The sequence below is a fragment of the Sphingomonas sanguinis genome, assembly GCF_019297835.1.
Lineage (GTDB): Bacteria > Pseudomonadota > Alphaproteobacteria > Sphingomonadales > Sphingomonadaceae > Sphingomonas > Sphingomonas sanguinis_D.
In genome coordinates, this window is the sequence record NZ_CP079203.1 from 3,600,793 (window position 1) to 3,615,680 (window position 14,888).

General features: G+C 61.2%; 9 protein-coding genes. 7 read left to right on the plus strand and 2 right to left on the minus strand.

The window, feature by feature from the left end:
- Positions 1-60: 60 nt before the first annotated feature.
- The 4 genes from traA (at position 61) to KV697_RS16855 (ending at position 5,832) form a co-directional block, all read left to right on the plus strand.
- Positions 61-2,925, plus strand: coding sequence for a Ti-type conjugative transfer relaxase TraA (gene traA / locus KV697_RS16840; protein ID WP_219021467.1), 2,865 nt, complete (start codon positions 61-63; stop codon positions 2,923-2,925).
- Positions 2,926-2,934: 9 nt separating this feature from the next.
- Positions 2,935-3,543, plus strand: a complete 609-nt coding sequence (locus KV697_RS16845; RefSeq protein WP_219019161.1) for a hypothetical protein — start codon at positions 2,935-2,937, stop codon at positions 3,541-3,543.
- Between the two features lie 180 nt (positions 3,544-3,723).
- Complete coding sequence (locus KV697_RS16850; RefSeq protein WP_219019162.1) at positions 3,724-4,632, plus strand: tyrosine-type recombinase/integrase; 909 nt, start codon at positions 3,724-3,726, stop codon at positions 4,630-4,632.
- Positions 4,633-4,638: 6 nt separating this feature from the next.
- Positions 4,639-5,832 (plus strand): IS91 family transposase, encoded by a 1,194-nt coding sequence (locus tag KV697_RS16855; RefSeq protein WP_058734536.1) that lies wholly within the window; start codon positions 4,639-4,641, stop codon positions 5,830-5,832.
- Positions 5,833-6,224: 392 nt separating this feature from the next.
- Here the strand turns inward: KV697_RS16855 and KV697_RS16860 are convergent, their stop codons facing one another.
- On the minus strand, positions 6,225-6,593 hold the full coding sequence (locus KV697_RS16860; protein WP_219019163.1) for a hypothetical protein: 369 nt from the start codon (positions 6,591-6,593) through the stop codon (positions 6,225-6,227).
- Between the two features lie 247 nt (positions 6,594-6,840).
- Here KV697_RS16860 and KV697_RS16865 point away from each other — a divergent pair, with 247 nt between their 5' ends.
- Both KV697_RS16865 and KV697_RS16870 read left to right on the plus strand, forming a co-directional pair.
- Positions 6,841-9,186 (plus strand): ATP-binding protein, encoded by a 2,346-nt coding sequence (locus KV697_RS16865; RefSeq protein ID WP_219019164.1) that lies wholly within the window; start codon positions 6,841-6,843, stop codon positions 9,184-9,186.
- Positions 9,183-10,160, plus strand: a complete 978-nt coding sequence (locus KV697_RS16870; RefSeq protein ID WP_219019165.1) for a hypothetical protein — start codon at positions 9,183-9,185, stop codon at positions 10,158-10,160. Before KV697_RS16865 ends, KV697_RS16870 begins: the two co-directional genes overlap by 4 nt.
- Here KV697_RS16870 and KV697_RS16875 read toward each other — a convergent pair.
- Positions 10,068-11,423, minus strand: coding sequence for a DNA cytosine methyltransferase (locus KV697_RS16875; protein WP_219019166.1), 1,356 nt, complete (start codon positions 11,421-11,423; stop codon positions 10,068-10,070). The two genes, KV697_RS16870 and KV697_RS16875, sit on opposite strands and share 93 nt — an antisense overlap.
- Positions 11,424-12,054: 631 nt before the next feature.
- Between KV697_RS16875 and KV697_RS16880 the strand changes: the two genes are divergently transcribed.
- Complete coding sequence (locus tag KV697_RS16880; protein ID WP_219019167.1) at positions 12,055-14,601, plus strand: ATP-binding protein; 2,547 nt, start codon at positions 12,055-12,057, stop codon at positions 14,599-14,601.
- The last annotated feature ends 287 nt before the right edge of the window (positions 14,602-14,888 follow it).

Genomic DNA, 14,888 nt, shown 5'->3' on the forward strand with positions numbered 1-14,888 from the left:
CGAAGGGCGCGCTTATACGTCGTGCCGACGTCGCTTGTTTGGTGTAAATGGTTCGCCGCCATGGCGATCTACCATTTCTCCGCCAAGATGATCTCCCGCGCCAACGGCTCGTCGGCGCTGGCGGCTGCCGCCTATCGCTCCGCCTCGCGGCTGCATGATCAGCGCCTCGATCGCCACCACGACTTCTCGAACAAGGCCGGAGTCGTCCATTCCGAAGTGCTGCTGCCCGGTGGCACGCCCGAAGCGTGGCGCGACCGGGAGGCGCTTTGGAATGCGGTCGAGGCAGTCGAGGTCAGGAAGGACGCGCAGCTCGCCCGCGAAGTCGAGTTCGCCATCCCGCGTGAGCTCGACCAGTTGGAAGGCATTCGGCTGGCGCGCGACTTCGTCGAACGGGAGTTCGTCGCGCGCGGCATGGTCGCCGATCTCAACGTGCATTGGGACATCGGTGCAGACGGTGAGCCCAAGCCCCATGCCCATGTCATGCTCACGCTTCGTGAGGTGAATGAAGAGGGCTTTGGCAAGAAGAACCGCGAATGGAACCGCACTGATCTGCTCGAGGCCTGGCGCGAGCGCTGGGCAGGCCACGTGAATGCCAGGCTGGCCGAACTCGACATCGACGCACGCGTCGATCACCGCAGCCTGGAAGCGCAAGGCATCGACCTCGAGCCCCAGCACAAGATCGGCCCTGCCGCCTCGCGCATGGTCGAGCAGGGGCTCAGCAGCGAGCGGTTCACCGAGCACCACGCCATTGCCCGCGCCAATGGTGAGAGGATCCTCGCCAACCCGGCGATCGCGCTGGATGCGATCACCCGCAACCAGGCTACCTTCACCACCCGAGAGCTGGCGATGTTCGTCCATCGCCATAGCGAGGGAAAGGAGCAGTTCGACCACGTGATGGCGGCAGTCCGCGCCTCACCTGAACTGGTCAGGCTCGGCAAGGATGGACGGGGGCAAGAGCGCCTCACTAGCCGCGACATGCTCGACACCGAGGGGCGGCTGCAGCGCGCCACAGTCAAGCTGGAGGCGAGCCGTCGCCATGGGCTGAGCGAGCAGCATCGCAAGCTGGCGCTGGTCCGCGCCGAGATACGCGGGCTGACCCTCTCAAGCGAACAGCGTAGCGCCTTTGACCACGTCACCAGCGGCCGGGGGCTGGGTGTCGTCGTCGGCTATGCCGGGACCGGCAAGTCGGCGATGCTCGGCGTCGCGCGTGAAGCCTGGGAGAGTGCGGGGTATCAGGTCCAGGGCTTGGCGCTGTCCGGCATCGCCGCCGAGAACCTCGAAGGTGGATCCGGCATCGCGTCGCGCACCATCGCCAGCCTCGAGCATCAATGGGGACAGGGGCGTGATCTCCTGACCGACAAGTCGATCCTCGTCATCGACGAGGCCGGCATGATCGGTACGCGCCAGCTCGAGCGGGTGATTGCCGAGGCCGAGAAGCGCGGCGCGAAGGTCGTGCTGGTCGGCGACCCCGAACAGCTCCAGGCTATCGAAGCAGGAGCGGCGTTCCGCAGCGTCGCCGAGCGCCATGGCAGCATCGAGATCACCGACATTCGCCGCCAGCGTGAGGATTGGCAGCGTATGGCGACGCGCCAGCTTGCTACCGAGCGGACCGGCGAAGCGCTTGGCGCATACCAGCAGCATGACGCGATCCATGTCGCCGAGACCCGCGAGGCGGCACGCGTCGATCTGATCGACCGCTGGGATCGGCAGCGCCAAGCCGAGCCTGGTGCCAGCCGCATCATCCTCACCCACACCAATGACGAGGTAGCACTGCTCAATCAGGCAGCGCGGAGCCGATTGCGTGCGCGCGAGGAACTTGGCGACGATGTCGCCCTGCAGGTCGAGAAGGGCGAGCGTCACTTTGCCGCCGGAGACCGAGTGATGTTCGGGCGCAACGAGCGCAGCCTTGGCGTCAAGAATGGCTCGCTGGGGCGGATCGAAAGTGTGACTGCAACCCGCATGGCGGTGATGCTCGACAACGGCACGGCCGTCGCCTTCGACCTCAAGGACTATGCCGCTGTCGATCACGGCTATGCTGCCACTATCCACAAGTCGCAGGGCGTGACTGTCGACCGGGTGCACGTGCTGGCGACGCCGGGGCTCGACCGGCATGCCGCCTATGTCGCGCTGTCGCGGCACCGCGACGGTGTCGATCTCCACTATGGCCGCGATGATTTTGCCGACCATGACCGACTTGCCGCCACGCTGTCGCGCGAGCGGGGCAAGGACATGGCGTCCGATTACCCGGCCGCAGACAAATCGACCGAGATTGCCGCGGCAAAGCCACGCGACCGGTTTGCTGGTCTCAGGCTCACCCGGATCGCACGCGACGAGGTCGTCCGATCTCCGCTCGATCACGCGGTCGAGAAGGTGGGCCGAGCGGTTGCTGACATCATGCGAAGCCGTCGCCAGGGCTTCGAGCCGCTCCCCCACCAGCAGGCCGCCCTCGATACGGCGGTCTCGGCGCTGAAGGCAGTTCGTCCCGACGGTGTTCGCGACATTCGCGCTGTCTTCAATGGCGATCATGGGCTCATCGAAGAGGCCGCCAAGGGAAGAACGACGCAGGTCGTCCGCGCCATGATGATGGAAGCCGAGATGCGCGATCAGCGCGCTGCTCGCGCATTGGCGCTGGACGAGAAGATGCGTGAGCAGCGCGCTCTTAGCGCAGACCGGTTCGTCGAGGACTGGACCAGACACGCAAGACGCGCGGCGGCATTCGATCGGAACGGCGAGCGCTGGCGCGGCGATGAGGTTCGCGAGGCGATGACCGGCATGGCCAAGAGCCTCGAGCGCGACCCCCAGCTCGAGTCGCTGTTGCGTAACCGTGTCAAGGAACTCGGAATCCGTTCGTCCGGTGGGGCTTCATTGTCCCATGATCTCCAGAACTGGCTCGGCCTCTCGCGGGGCCGCGGGCTGGGCCGGTAGGCTGCGGTCATGACCCAGCCCACTGACGTATCCGCCGGCGAGACCGCGCTCGCCTTCGAAGATCTCCGCGCCGAGATCAGTCTGCTGCGCCGCGCCGTAGAAGGCCTCACCGCTGCTCGCGAACGGATGCCGGACTACACTCCGACGCTTGGATCGATGATGGCGCAGCTGAAAACGACGCAGGAAGCCCTGCAGCGGATCGAGCGCAGTCCCGCCGTCGCGCTGACGCCTGTCGCACTCACCAAAGAGATCGTGCAGGCGGCCGCAAGTGCCAGGGCCGAAGATGCCCGCAAGCTTGACGAAGCACGCGACACCATCGCGCGATCGATCGGGAGGGTCGATGGCATCGTTGAACGCGGCCAATCGGTGAAGGGCCAGTCTCGCCTGCTCCGCCGGAGCTGCGCAGCAACGGCCATGGCGACAATATTGCTCTGGTCGATACTACCCGGAGCGATTGCTCGGTCGCTTCCAGTTAGCTGGCATGTGCCTGAGTGGATGGCAGCCAGGATCGTTGGATCGGAACACGTCAATACTGGCGAAGACGGCAAATTGGTGACCAACCCTGAAGCGCAGCCAAACAGCCACCAAGTGGCCAAATCCCGTAACTCGCCGGATTGATGGGAATCCCGAGGGCCGGCGTTTCATCAGGCATATCGATGAAAAACTGGTGGATGCACGAACCCGCTGCGCGGGAGGGGCGTGCGGGGCATGGTTGAGGTGATACAACGGGCGTTGCGCGCCGGTTGAGCCCTGCGGGCGAGAGGCAGAGCATCGGGGTTCCACGAAAGGAGCCCTGCCATGACCATTATTGCCCCGGTTGTTGCCGTCAGCCCGCTACGCCAGCGTCTCATCGACGAGATGGATATGCGCCGTTTCGGTCACGAGACGCAGCGTAACTACATCCGCGATGTCGGCCGGTTCGCCACGTTCCTCGGGCGCCCGCCGGACACGGCAACGGCGGAGGATGTCCGGCGCTTCCAGATCGAGCAATGTGACCTGGGCGTGCCGGCACCGACCATGAACGCCATCGTGTCGGCGCTGCGGTTCTTCTTCACGCAGACGCTCGACCGGCCGGACCTGGCGCGCAAGCTGGTCCGCATGCGGCACGTGCGCAAGCTGCCGGTGGTGCTGAGCCAGGACGAGGTGGCGCGGCTGCTCGCGGCGACCACGTGCCTGAAGCATCAGGCGGCGTTGTCCGTCGCCTATGGCGCGGGGTTGCGCGCGTCCGAGATCGCCGCGCTCAAGGTCCGCGACATCGACAGCGAGCGCATGCTGCTCCGGGTCGAGCGCGGCAAGGGCGGACGGTACCGGAACGCCATGCTCCCGGCCGGGCTGCTGGCGTTGCTGCGGGAATGGTGGCGGGTCGGTCGGCGGGAGGGTGTGTTGCACGTCGATGGCTGGCTGTTCCCCGGCCAGCACTATCTCAAGCCAGTCAGCACCCGGCAGTTGCACCGTATCGTCGTCGAGGCGAGCGTGGCGGCGGGCATCGGCAAGCGGGTTGGGCCGCACACGCTGCGGCACTGCTTCGCCACGCATCTTCTCGAGGATGGTATCGACGTCCGCATCATCCAGACGCTGCTGGGGCACGCGAAGCTGGAGACCACCGCCTATTACACGCAGGTCGCCACCCGGGTGTTGCGCAACGTCACCAGCCCATTCGACCGGCTGGCGGCAACCGCCAGAGAAGCAAGGGCGTCGAGCGGCTGAGCGGGCATGCGCGCCTCCATCGAGGTCGCCGACATCTTCCGTGCCGCAGGTCCTGCGTACCGGGCTGCCCGCGCCGGGCATCTGAGCCTCGACCAGCTCAAGGTCATGTCGGCCATCGAACATTGCCGCACCGCCGTCATGGGCGGGCACGTCGAAGCCTGTACCGACTGCGGGCACTGGCGGGTTGCCTATAACTCCTGCCGCAACCGGCACTGCCCGCGATGCCAGGGCGCGGCCGCGCGGACGTGGCTTGCCGAGCGCGAAGCCGACCTGCTGCCGGTCGGCTATTTCCATGTCGTCTTCACGCTGCCGGCCGAGGTCGCCGACATTGCGCTCCAGAACAAGGCGGCGGTCTATGGGCTGCTGTTCCAGGCGGCGTCCGGGACGATGACGACCATCGCTGCGGACCCGAAGCATCTGGGTGCCCGTATCGGCATCACCGCGGTGCTCCATACGTGGGGCTCGGCGATGACCCATCATCCGCACATCCACATGATTGTGCCGGGTGGCGGGCTGTCGCCGGACGGCAGCCGCTGGGTGTCGTCACGCCCGGCGTTTCTGCTGCCGGTGCGCGTGCTGGGAAAGCTCTTCCGCCGCCTGTTCCTGACCCGGCTGATGGCCCTGCACGACGCCGGGCGGCTCGCCTTCCATGGCAGCCTCGCGCACCTCGCCGACCGGCGGGCGTTCCTGCGCCACATGGCACCGATCCGGAAGAAGCGCTGGGTGGTCTACGCCAAGCCGCCGTTTGCCGGACCGGAGACGGTGCTCGCCTATCTGTCGCGCTACACCCACCGCGTTGCGATCTCGAACAGTCGGCTGCTGCGCTTAGACGAGACCGGCGTCACCTTCCGCTACAAGGATTACCGCCGGGGTGGTGCTGAACGACAGCAGGTCATGACGCTGGCCGCCGAGGAGTTCATCCGTCGGTTCCTGCTCCACGTCCTGCCCAAGGGCTTCCACCGCATCCGCCACTACGGCCTGCTCGCCGGCGCCACCCGCAAGGCGCATCTCGAACGTGCCCGCGAACTGCTTGGGGTTGTGCAGCCTGTCGCGCCCGATGCTCCGGTCGAACCGGACGACATCCGACCGCCATGCCCGTGTTGCGGCGGGCGTATGGTCGTCGTCGAAACCTTCGAGCGCCAATGCCAGCCCCGCGCTCCGCCGGCCCATGCTCTTCTATCCGGGATGCAGGCGTCGTGACCCGGCACGGCCCGAGAGCAACATACCCCGCAGCGCCGGTGCTCGCGGAGACGGTGCCATCCGCGCCGACCGCCGCCAGAGCGCTGGCCACGTCGACTGTTACCGGGCTGTCCCCGCCGGTGAACCCATCCTGCTCACCCGATTCCGGACGGTCCACCTTCAGGGGCGCGTCCACATATGCCGTGTTGCTGCGCACCCCAGCAGGCCGGAAACCGAAAACCCCATAGCGCACCGCTTGCGGCCCGCGGGTTCGGGCTTCCAAGACTTTCGTACGCCTGCCGGCATCCGAAACTCTTCAGGTTTGCGGCCTGTCCGCTTTGACTGCTGAAACGGCGTTACCTTAGGCTTGTTCATTAAGCATACCAAAGCCACCCAGATGGAGCTGTATCTGCTCAGAATCTCGCTGGCCGTAAGCGGATAGAAATTGGTGCCGCCAGCGGCCGCCAGCCCCGCTCCGCGATCACGGTGTTGCTATCGACGGGGCGCCTGCCACGTGCGCGATCGATGGACCAAGTGATGTGGTAGGTGCCACCGTCACTTCGGTCGGTTGTACCACCAATGCGCACCACAAGCGCCTGCACACCGGCTTCGTCGTCGGTCTCGCCAATGATTTCACCCGCAGTTTCTAGCGGGAGCGGTGTCCCATTTCCGGTGCCCCTGCATAGGGTGACGTGATCGGCAACGACATCCGCGAAGAGCGGCTCGAAGGTCGCCAACAACCATTCGCGGTCGTCCAGATTGAGTTTCCAGCCAGTCAGCATTGTGCGTACATGGTTCCTAACACTGGCATCCGTCCAGGTTTCCAGATCAATTCCTATCACTCTTGCGCCGACCATGCGATTGAGCTGTACTTTTGGCCTGTCCGACAGCTGCGCAGGAATATCCGGCAGTCTCGCGCGCGTGAATTCTGAAAACGGAAGTAGGCAGGTTTCCAACTTGCTGCAGATGGATGTACAACGGTCGCGGGAGGATCGAGCACGGCCGCGATCCACAATGGGGGATAAAGGGTTGAACGCCGAACCGCAGACGTTCCGGATTAGTACCGGGCTGAAGGACCTGATCGGCCAAGACCTGATCACAGACGATTTCGTTGCGGTCTTCGAACTCGTCAAAAATTCGTTCGACGCTCACGCCAAGTCCGTGGTCATCACCTTCACCCCAGAGGAGATCACCATCGCCGATGATGGGAAGGGAATGAGCCGGGACGATATCCTCCAGAAGTGGCTGTTCGTCGCCTATTCGGCGAAGAGGGAGGGGGTCGAAGACCACGACTATCGCGGCAAGATCGGGCATCGCACGAGGCCCTACGCCGGCGCCAAGGGCGTCGGGCGCTTTTCGTGCGATCGGCTAGGTGCCGAACTTCAGCTGGTGAGCCGTTCCGAGGATGGTCCAGTGCAGGTTCTTGACGTGGACTGGCGCCGCTATGAAGTGGATGCGCAGAAGGAGTTCAACCAGGTCAAGGTGGATCTCGGCACGGCTGACCAATTTCCGGTCGCTGTCGAACGTCCGACTGGGCCGACAGGCACGATCCTGAGGGTCAAGCGTCTCCGCGCTGCCTGGAGCCGCGAAAAGCTACAGCGCCTAAAGAGGGAACTCACAAAGCTCATAGATCCGTTCGCCGGCGGCCCAGAGTCATTCCGCATCGAGATCGTCGCCGCTGCGGAAATGGCTGCTGACAAGGTGGACGAGGCCTGGAACAGTCAGAGACGTGAGGACCAGAGCGTCAGGCTGCTAGTGAACGGCCCGATCGAGAACCCGATGATCGAGGTGCTCCGGCAGCGTACCACCGTGATCCACGTCAAGGTTAGCGAGGACGGCGCATGGATTGAGTCCACGCTCGAAGACCGTGGTGACCTCGTCTACAGAATCAGGGAACCCAACCCCTACGAGCTACTGCGGGAGACGGACCTGTCGGCGGACGTGTTCTTCCTCAACCACAGCGCAAAGATTGTCTTCGCGCATCGAATGGGGGTTCCCTCAGTCCAATTCGGGTCGATCTTCGTTTTTAGAAACGGCTTCCGCGTGTTCCCGATCGGAGCGGAAGACGACGACTTCTTCGGCCTAAACAGGCGAAAGCAGCAGGGGCAGCGGCGGTTCCTGGGAGGACGCGACCTCATCGGGCGGGTGGAGGTTCGAGGCATAGAGGGCTTCGACGAGGCGACCAGCCGGAGCCACGGTCTGATTGCGACGCCACACGTGGACCAGCTCATCACGTGCATCCGTGACAAGTGCGTCCGCCGCTTGGAGCGTTACGTCGTCGACATTTCTTGGAAGGATACGTTCGACAAGGAGGTGGACGACACCTCGCGCATGAGGCGAGACGAGAGCAGCGCGCTGGTCTCGCAGCTCGTCTCACGGCTAGCAGCTGCCGAGGGGGTCGAGCTGCTCGATTATAGTCCGGATCTGGTCCGGATCGTCGACGAGAAGTCGCAGTCGTTCGAGACCTCGCTCAAGGCGCTCGAGTTGCTGGCCGATCGGACTGGCGACAAGGCGCTGCAGGAGCGGGTCGCGCAGGCGCGCGTGCGCATCAAAGCGCTGGAGGAGGCGGAGGCTGAGGCACGCGAGGCCGAACGGCGGGCGGAGAGCCGGGCGGCGGCGGCCGAGCACGCCGCGGCGGCCGCGACATTGCGATATGGACAGGAGAAGGAGCGGAACGCCTTCCTCGTGGCGGCCGGGTCGCTTGACCAGGACACGATCCTCAACCTCCATCACCAGATCATCATTCACGCGTCTGACGTGCAGCAGGGCGTCAAGCGCATGATGGGGCGCCTCAGGAACGGCGCCGCTCCGACAAAGGACGACTGGGTCGGCTTCCTTGAGCAGGTGTCCTTTCGCAACAGCCAGATCCTCACGGCCGCGCGCTTTGCCACGAAGGGTGGCTACAAGCAGCAGTCCTCAGAAAGTGACGCCGACCTTTCAGTCTATATCCGCGACTACATCGAGACGATCTCCACCCTCTGGGCGCCCCGAGGCATACGGGTTGCTGTTCAGGCAGACGGGAAGCGGGTTGTCCGCCGCTTCCGTCCGATCGAGGTCGGCATCGTTATCGACAACCTCGTCTCTAACGCGGCTAAGGCCGGAGCGACTGCGGTGGGTTTCATCCTGACGGCGACGAAAGGAGCGAAGCCGACGCTCGAGGTTGAGGTTGCCGACGACGGTGACGGCTGGCCGGACGCTTTTGATCCGCCGACGCAGGCCTTCGAGAAGGGGGTCACCACAACGGACGGCTCCGGTCTTGGCCTCTATCACGTCCGGCAGGTGGTCGAGGGTCTCGGGGGAACCATCGAGGTCGCAGACGAGCCGCTGTCGGACGAACTTGACGGAGCACACCTCACGATCAGGTTCCCGTCATGAAGCTGGTCTTCCAGTTGCTTGTCGTCGACGACAATCCGGACTCGATCAACAATTCCGTGGCTCGTCTGGCTGATCACTTAAATGTGAGGGGCTTCACCCTCGAGGTTAAGGTCGCCACGGGCGCGGAACTTTCACCCGCGAACCTTAAGGCGCTGGCGAAGCAGTTCGGCAAGGAGTTCAATCTGGTCGCCGTTGACTACAATTTGGGTCGACGGGACGTGGACGGTGCAAGGGCCGCTCAGCTGCTTCGAGCCCGCATGCGCTTCACGGATATGATCTTCTATTCGTCCGACCCAGGCGTGAGACTGTTCGACGAGTTAGCAAAGCAAAGCGTGGCCGGCGTGTTCGTCTCGTCACGCGACGACCTAGACGAGAATCTCATCGGGCTTGCGGACACCGTCATCGGCAAGGCCGTCGACCTGAATCATATGCGAGGGATCGCGATGGCAGAGGTAGCGGACATGGACACAATGATGGAAAGCGTGCTGGAAAAGATTTTCTCTTGCCCAGATCCGGCCGTCGCCGAGAAGGCACAGCGGACTCTTGAAAAGTTGCTGGAGGGGGGCAGAAAGGGACTGGAGAAACTCGACGAGATGGTCCGGGCTGGAGACGTACTGGCCATCCTGCCGAACACGGAGGTCTTCGGCTCAGGCAAGCGCTATCAGGCGATCAACAGGGTGGTCGCTGTGCTTAAGGAAAAGCCGGATAGGGCACTTCAGACCTTCAAGAGCTTCGAAGGGGACATCATCGCTGCGCGTAATACCCTGGCGCATGCCAAGGCGGACGTGAAGGATGACGGAACCGTGACCCTGCGGTCCGCCAAACGCGGCGCGGAACCAGTCGTCATCGATGATGACTGGATGGCTGCGTTCCGAGGGAAGCTACGCGTCCAGCGGCAGGCGCTCGGCGAGATCTGCGTAGCGCTCGAGCGGCACGCGGCCGAATTCGTCTCCGAGGAGGCGCGCAAGACCTAGGCCGATCTGCTCGGCGAGCAGCGGCGGGACGGCGTTCGCGACCTGGGTGAAGCGCGGCACTTCCTTGGCTCGCCGCTCACCGCCGGTTGTGTACTTCCCTTTAAACGCAAACCAATCCGGAAACGACTGGAGGCGCGCGTTTTCCCGCACCGTGAGAGTACGTGGCTCCGAGTAGTGGAGCAGGTCGTCCGGCAGGCTAGTGATCGTGGGTGCGGGAGCGAGCGGATCAAGTACCCGGATGGCCATCTTTTTCAATCCGTGTAAGCGGCGCGTCTCCGGTGAGATGCTGACGTTGAGGCGGCCCTCCTCGTTCGCGCTCCTGATAATCGCGGCGAAGCGTTCCCTAATGTCGGACCGATGCCGGGCGAGCCGCGTGTCGCCCGGACGTCCATCGTGTCCGTCGCGCATCGCGATCTGAAACTCGCTACGAGGCCCTGAGTAAGAGATCGCCTCAAAGCCCTTGCAATCAGGGCACGGGATTGTTCCGTTCGGACCCACTTCGAGGTCGCTGATGGCGTCCCATGTGGTCGGCCGGCGCGGCAGCTTACGAACGGTCAGAAACGCGTCGCGCGAAGCTGCCAGATCTTCAAAGAAGCGGGCGACCCGTTCGGGATCGCCGGTTCCGCGGCGAAGTCCGACCAGGAAGAACCGAGCTCTGGACTGCGGCACGCCGAAGTCGCTTGCCCGAATGATTGCGCTAGCTGTGAGGTAGTCGGGATCCAACCGGTCCTTCAGCGTGTCTGCGAAGTTCCCGATTCCCTCCGACCGATTCGGATCGAAGCCGCTGGTAAACCCGCGAACATTCTCGAGGAGTACCACCTTCGGACGCAAGACACGGACGAGTTCTAGATAGGCTTCAAAGAGTCGGTTTCTCGGGTCCTCTGGACGCCTTCGACCCGCGTGCGAGAAGCCCTGACACGGCGGTCCGCCCGCAAGCAGGTCTACGGAATCGGCGAGGCCGGCAAGCACGTCGGCCCTGCTCTCCAGCAGCTCCGAGATGTTCCAGGCCTTGTGCTCGATGTCCTCTGGCCAGTCATAAGAGAGTGGCCCATCACCGACGGGAAAGTTTGCTGAGAGCGTCTCGAACGCAAAAGGGTCCTTCTCGATCGCAAACAGGCCGCGCCAACCGGCCCGCTTCAGGCCGAGGCTGAGTCCACCGCAGCCGGCGAAGACGTCGATGAACGAAGGGCGCGTGGTCGCGCCGACGTCCGTCCTTGTCCGAGATCCATCGCCGACCGACACTTCATTCCCCCAAGCGGCCATGATCATAGTGTTTCACGTTCCAGGCTGTTGCGCCAGGCAAAGTTTAGCGGCCACGTCAACGGCATTGCGCGGTTAGCGCGACGGCGCGGCCCCGACAAGGCGGTGACTGGCGCGCCGGTGATGTGCGCCGTTCACCCCCCCCCACCGCAGTGCTATTTCTGCACACCGTCGAGACGCGGCTCGACGTAGTCGCAGGGCCTTGACCTCGATGATTGCGCGCTCGCGCCTATCGGCGCTGTCCCTTATTGTCGACATCAGAAGGGAGCCGAGCAACTCCGGTTCGGAGGCTAGTGCGAATATTTCTTTCTCGCCAACGAAGAAGAGCCGCCGATGCATTTTGATCGTCGCCTTGTCATGCTTGACGGTGAGGAAGGTCAGACTGCTTACTGGCAAAGCCGGACCGACATCAGCATCGATCGACAGAATGGATGAGTCAACAAAACCGAACGAATGGCATAAGTTGGGGATCCGCCTTGACGGTCTGAACGACTACAATTGGGTCCGCCGACATCGGGTATCGCAGCCCATCGAAAACTTAGGTCAAACGCTCGCTGCGACGATCGCACCCTGCCGTGGCCTTGCTTCATCGTGCTGGCCTAGTAAGATCACCGCTTAAAAATTTGAGGTGCTTGTGACGGAACTTCTCGAGGATGTGATAGACCGTGGCCGCCTGCCCCCGGATACGACTGCTATCTTGCCATACGTGACGGAGCCTGACGGGCATTTCCTCTCACGCGAGGGCCCGCTGTGGGATTTTAAGGGGGGGTGGCCGACGTCCTATTCGGATTCCTATTTTCACGGCCTATGCCGCCTCATCTGCGCATTTGCCAACACCAACGGCGGCTTGGTGGTGTTCGGCGTTGATGACAAGGCTAGAACAGGCGCAAGGGCGCGGCTCGTCGTTGACATAGATAGATTTGCGCAGGCGTTCGCGCAGCTCGTTGGCAGCGAATTAAAAGTCGATTTCAAGCATTACGAATCGCCGAGTATGGGGCATTTCGCCGTCATGCTCATTCCGCCGCTTGATGTAAGCCAGCTGCCAATCCGCTTCAAAGGCGAGAGCCGTTTCTATCCCAGTGGTACTATCTGGGTACGACAGGGGCATCAGGTCGTCACTGCAGAACCTAGGCATGTCGCGCAGCTCTATTGCCGCACTGCAAGGGACGACAACGATGAGCCAGAGGAAATTGACGGCGCTCTGCCACCCAGTCCGGCCACCATCCGTCAATTCGTAGGCCGCATCGCTACCATCGACCGGTTGTTTGATTGGCTCAAAACATCAGACCAGCCAAGAAATTTTCTTCACGGTAAAGGCGGTTCTGGCAAGTCCACTATTGCCTTCCAAGTTGCCAAAGTTCTTCGCGATTCTGGAGCTGGTTTTCTAATAGAAGGCGAAGAGCCGCTCGAGAAGGTCATGTTCTTGACTGGAAAAGAGCGAGAGTTAGACCCTGGGACTCAGGCACAGAAGGGGGTTGTGTATACCGATTTCAAGGACGAGCGCACCCTTTACGAAGCTATATTAACCGAGGGTGGCTCAGATTTTGATAATCTCGATGATCTTTCTATGATTGATCTCAAAAATGAGGTTGCAAACTTCTTTCACCGCACGTCATCTTTTATTGTCATAGACGATATTGATACGCTTACTACAAAGGGTCTAGAGGCCGGCTTCGAGTTTCTTATAGGAGCACTTTACAAAGCTCGCAAAAGATCGCGTATATTATACACTCTCCGCAATGCGCCATCTCAAGCACTGTCGAACTCCATAGACGTGCCAGGCTTAAACGATGCCGAGTACTTGGAATTTGTTAATTTGGCGAGCGCCCAATTTGGGGTAGATCCACCAAGTGGAAAGTGTCGCGACGAGGAATTGAGTTCCATATCAGAGCGTCGGCCACTCGTGATTGAGTCTGTAATTGCACTTAGGCGGCGCACTGATAGCTATGAACGCGCCTTGGAGCTATTCAAGAGCGGCGGTGGTGATGATGTCCGCGGTTACGTGTTCCGGCGAGAGTGGGACTCGATTTCGCCCGCCTCCAGAGGTCGGGAACTTCTTGCACTGCTTGCGCTTTACAAAGGTAAAATATCTTACGAAGATATTATCGCTTTAATGTATGATAATGCAGCTATTGTACCAGACGCAATGGCTGAGGTTCAAGAAATGTTTTTGCAAGTTGAGCGTGAGGGTGAACGGTCCCTTTATCGCTTAAACGAGCTAACGCGAGCCTTTGTTTTGGAGGCGTCAACAGAATTAAATAATTATTCTGCTTTAAAGACGCGAGTCTCCAAGTTCGTGACAAACATTTACGCTGACTCACCTGAATTGCGCCGTCTTCTAGGCAGGGTGGAGCGACTGTTAGCGCAATCCACAAACGAGTCCGACCATCAAGCCGCACAGTTGGCGTGGGTGGCGTTGATGCAGGCAAAAAGTGATGCATTGATTCGGGAGGATCCGCGATTTATGGCTGCTTGCGGCTATGCAGCCCTTCACGTTGAGCCGCCTAACATTGCGGACGCGCGGGAGTACTTCCAAAATAGCTTTGCCATGCGGCATGGTCCGGACGTTCAATACGTTCGCGCTTGGTTTTTGGCCGAGCAGAAGCTTGACGGTGCGGACCACTATACCTCACTAATATACAAGCTTGTAGATAGCGCTCGAGAATACGATGACGGCACGCGTTTAGAGTTTTTATCTCGGCGAGCCACATCTCTGTACCATATTGCCCAAAGCGGTTTCTACTCTGACCCAGAGAAATCTCTCAACAGACTATTGGAAGCAATTCGCTTAAATGCAAAAGGCTATCTTCTTACCTCATCAGATAATACTAAGCAAGCTTATATGTTTGAGAGGCATTTCACTACTTCAGCGTTCGTGCTGAAAAACTACTTGATTAAGGCTGGGCGGTTTGACGATCTCGTCACTCATCTGGCTGACCTTACCAAGCTACCTGGAGCTAAGCTCGATCCTCTATTGGAGCCGGTTCGAGAGGTGGCAGCGGCAGCAATATCTTATAGTTCGCCGGCGCAGGCTCAGCGTGCGGCTGGTCGCATGCTGCACCTAGGTCAGGTTTTGCGTGTAGCCGACTGTTGGCTTGATAGAGCCGTTCGAGACCAATGTGTGGCGTTCTGCTTTGAGGCTGCCGGAGTCTTGAATAAAAAGAAAGCTGGTCGCCTATAATATAATCGATAAATCAATATGAATATCAATCATTATGAATATCTATAAAATCTCTAGACAAGAGTATCACGCTAAGGTGGATATAATGCGCAAATCATCAAGCAGCAGTAGTTGAGGATAGGAAACGCATGTGCAAATGCCGTAAACTCGACTTTATTGGCGGCAGGGTGTAGTGGCTTTGGGTCACTTGCGGGCGTGCGGGACACTTGAAATGGTCCCGTCATGCTCGTCGGGATAATGCTTTCAATAACTCTGATTGCCTAGAATGCAACATAATGCTGCCAATG

Coding starts and splice junctions, on each gene's coding strand:
- KV697_RS16870 (WP_219019165.1), top strand. CDS start 9,183: ATGAAGCTGGTCTTCCAGTTGCTTGTCGTCGACGACAATCCGGACTCG.
- KV697_RS16855 (WP_058734536.1), top strand. CDS start 4,639: ATGCGCGCCTCCATCGAGGTCGCCGACATCTTCCGTGCCGCAGGTCCT.
- KV697_RS16850 (WP_219019162.1), top strand. CDS start 3,724: ATGACCATTATTGCCCCGGTTGTTGCCGTCAGCCCGCTACGCCAGCGT.
- KV697_RS16875 (WP_219019166.1), bottom strand. CDS start 11,423: ATGGCCGCTTGGGGGAATGAAGTGTCGGTCGGCGATGGATCTCGGACA.
- KV697_RS16860 (WP_219019163.1), bottom strand. CDS start 6,593: ATGCTGACTGGCTGGAAACTCAATCTGGACGACCGCGAATGGTTGTTG.
- KV697_RS16845 (WP_219019161.1), top strand. CDS start 2,935: ATGACCCAGCCCACTGACGTATCCGCCGGCGAGACCGCGCTCGCCTTC.
- traA (WP_219021467.1), top strand. CDS start 61: ATGGCGATCTACCATTTCTCCGCCAAGATGATCTCCCGCGCCAACGGC.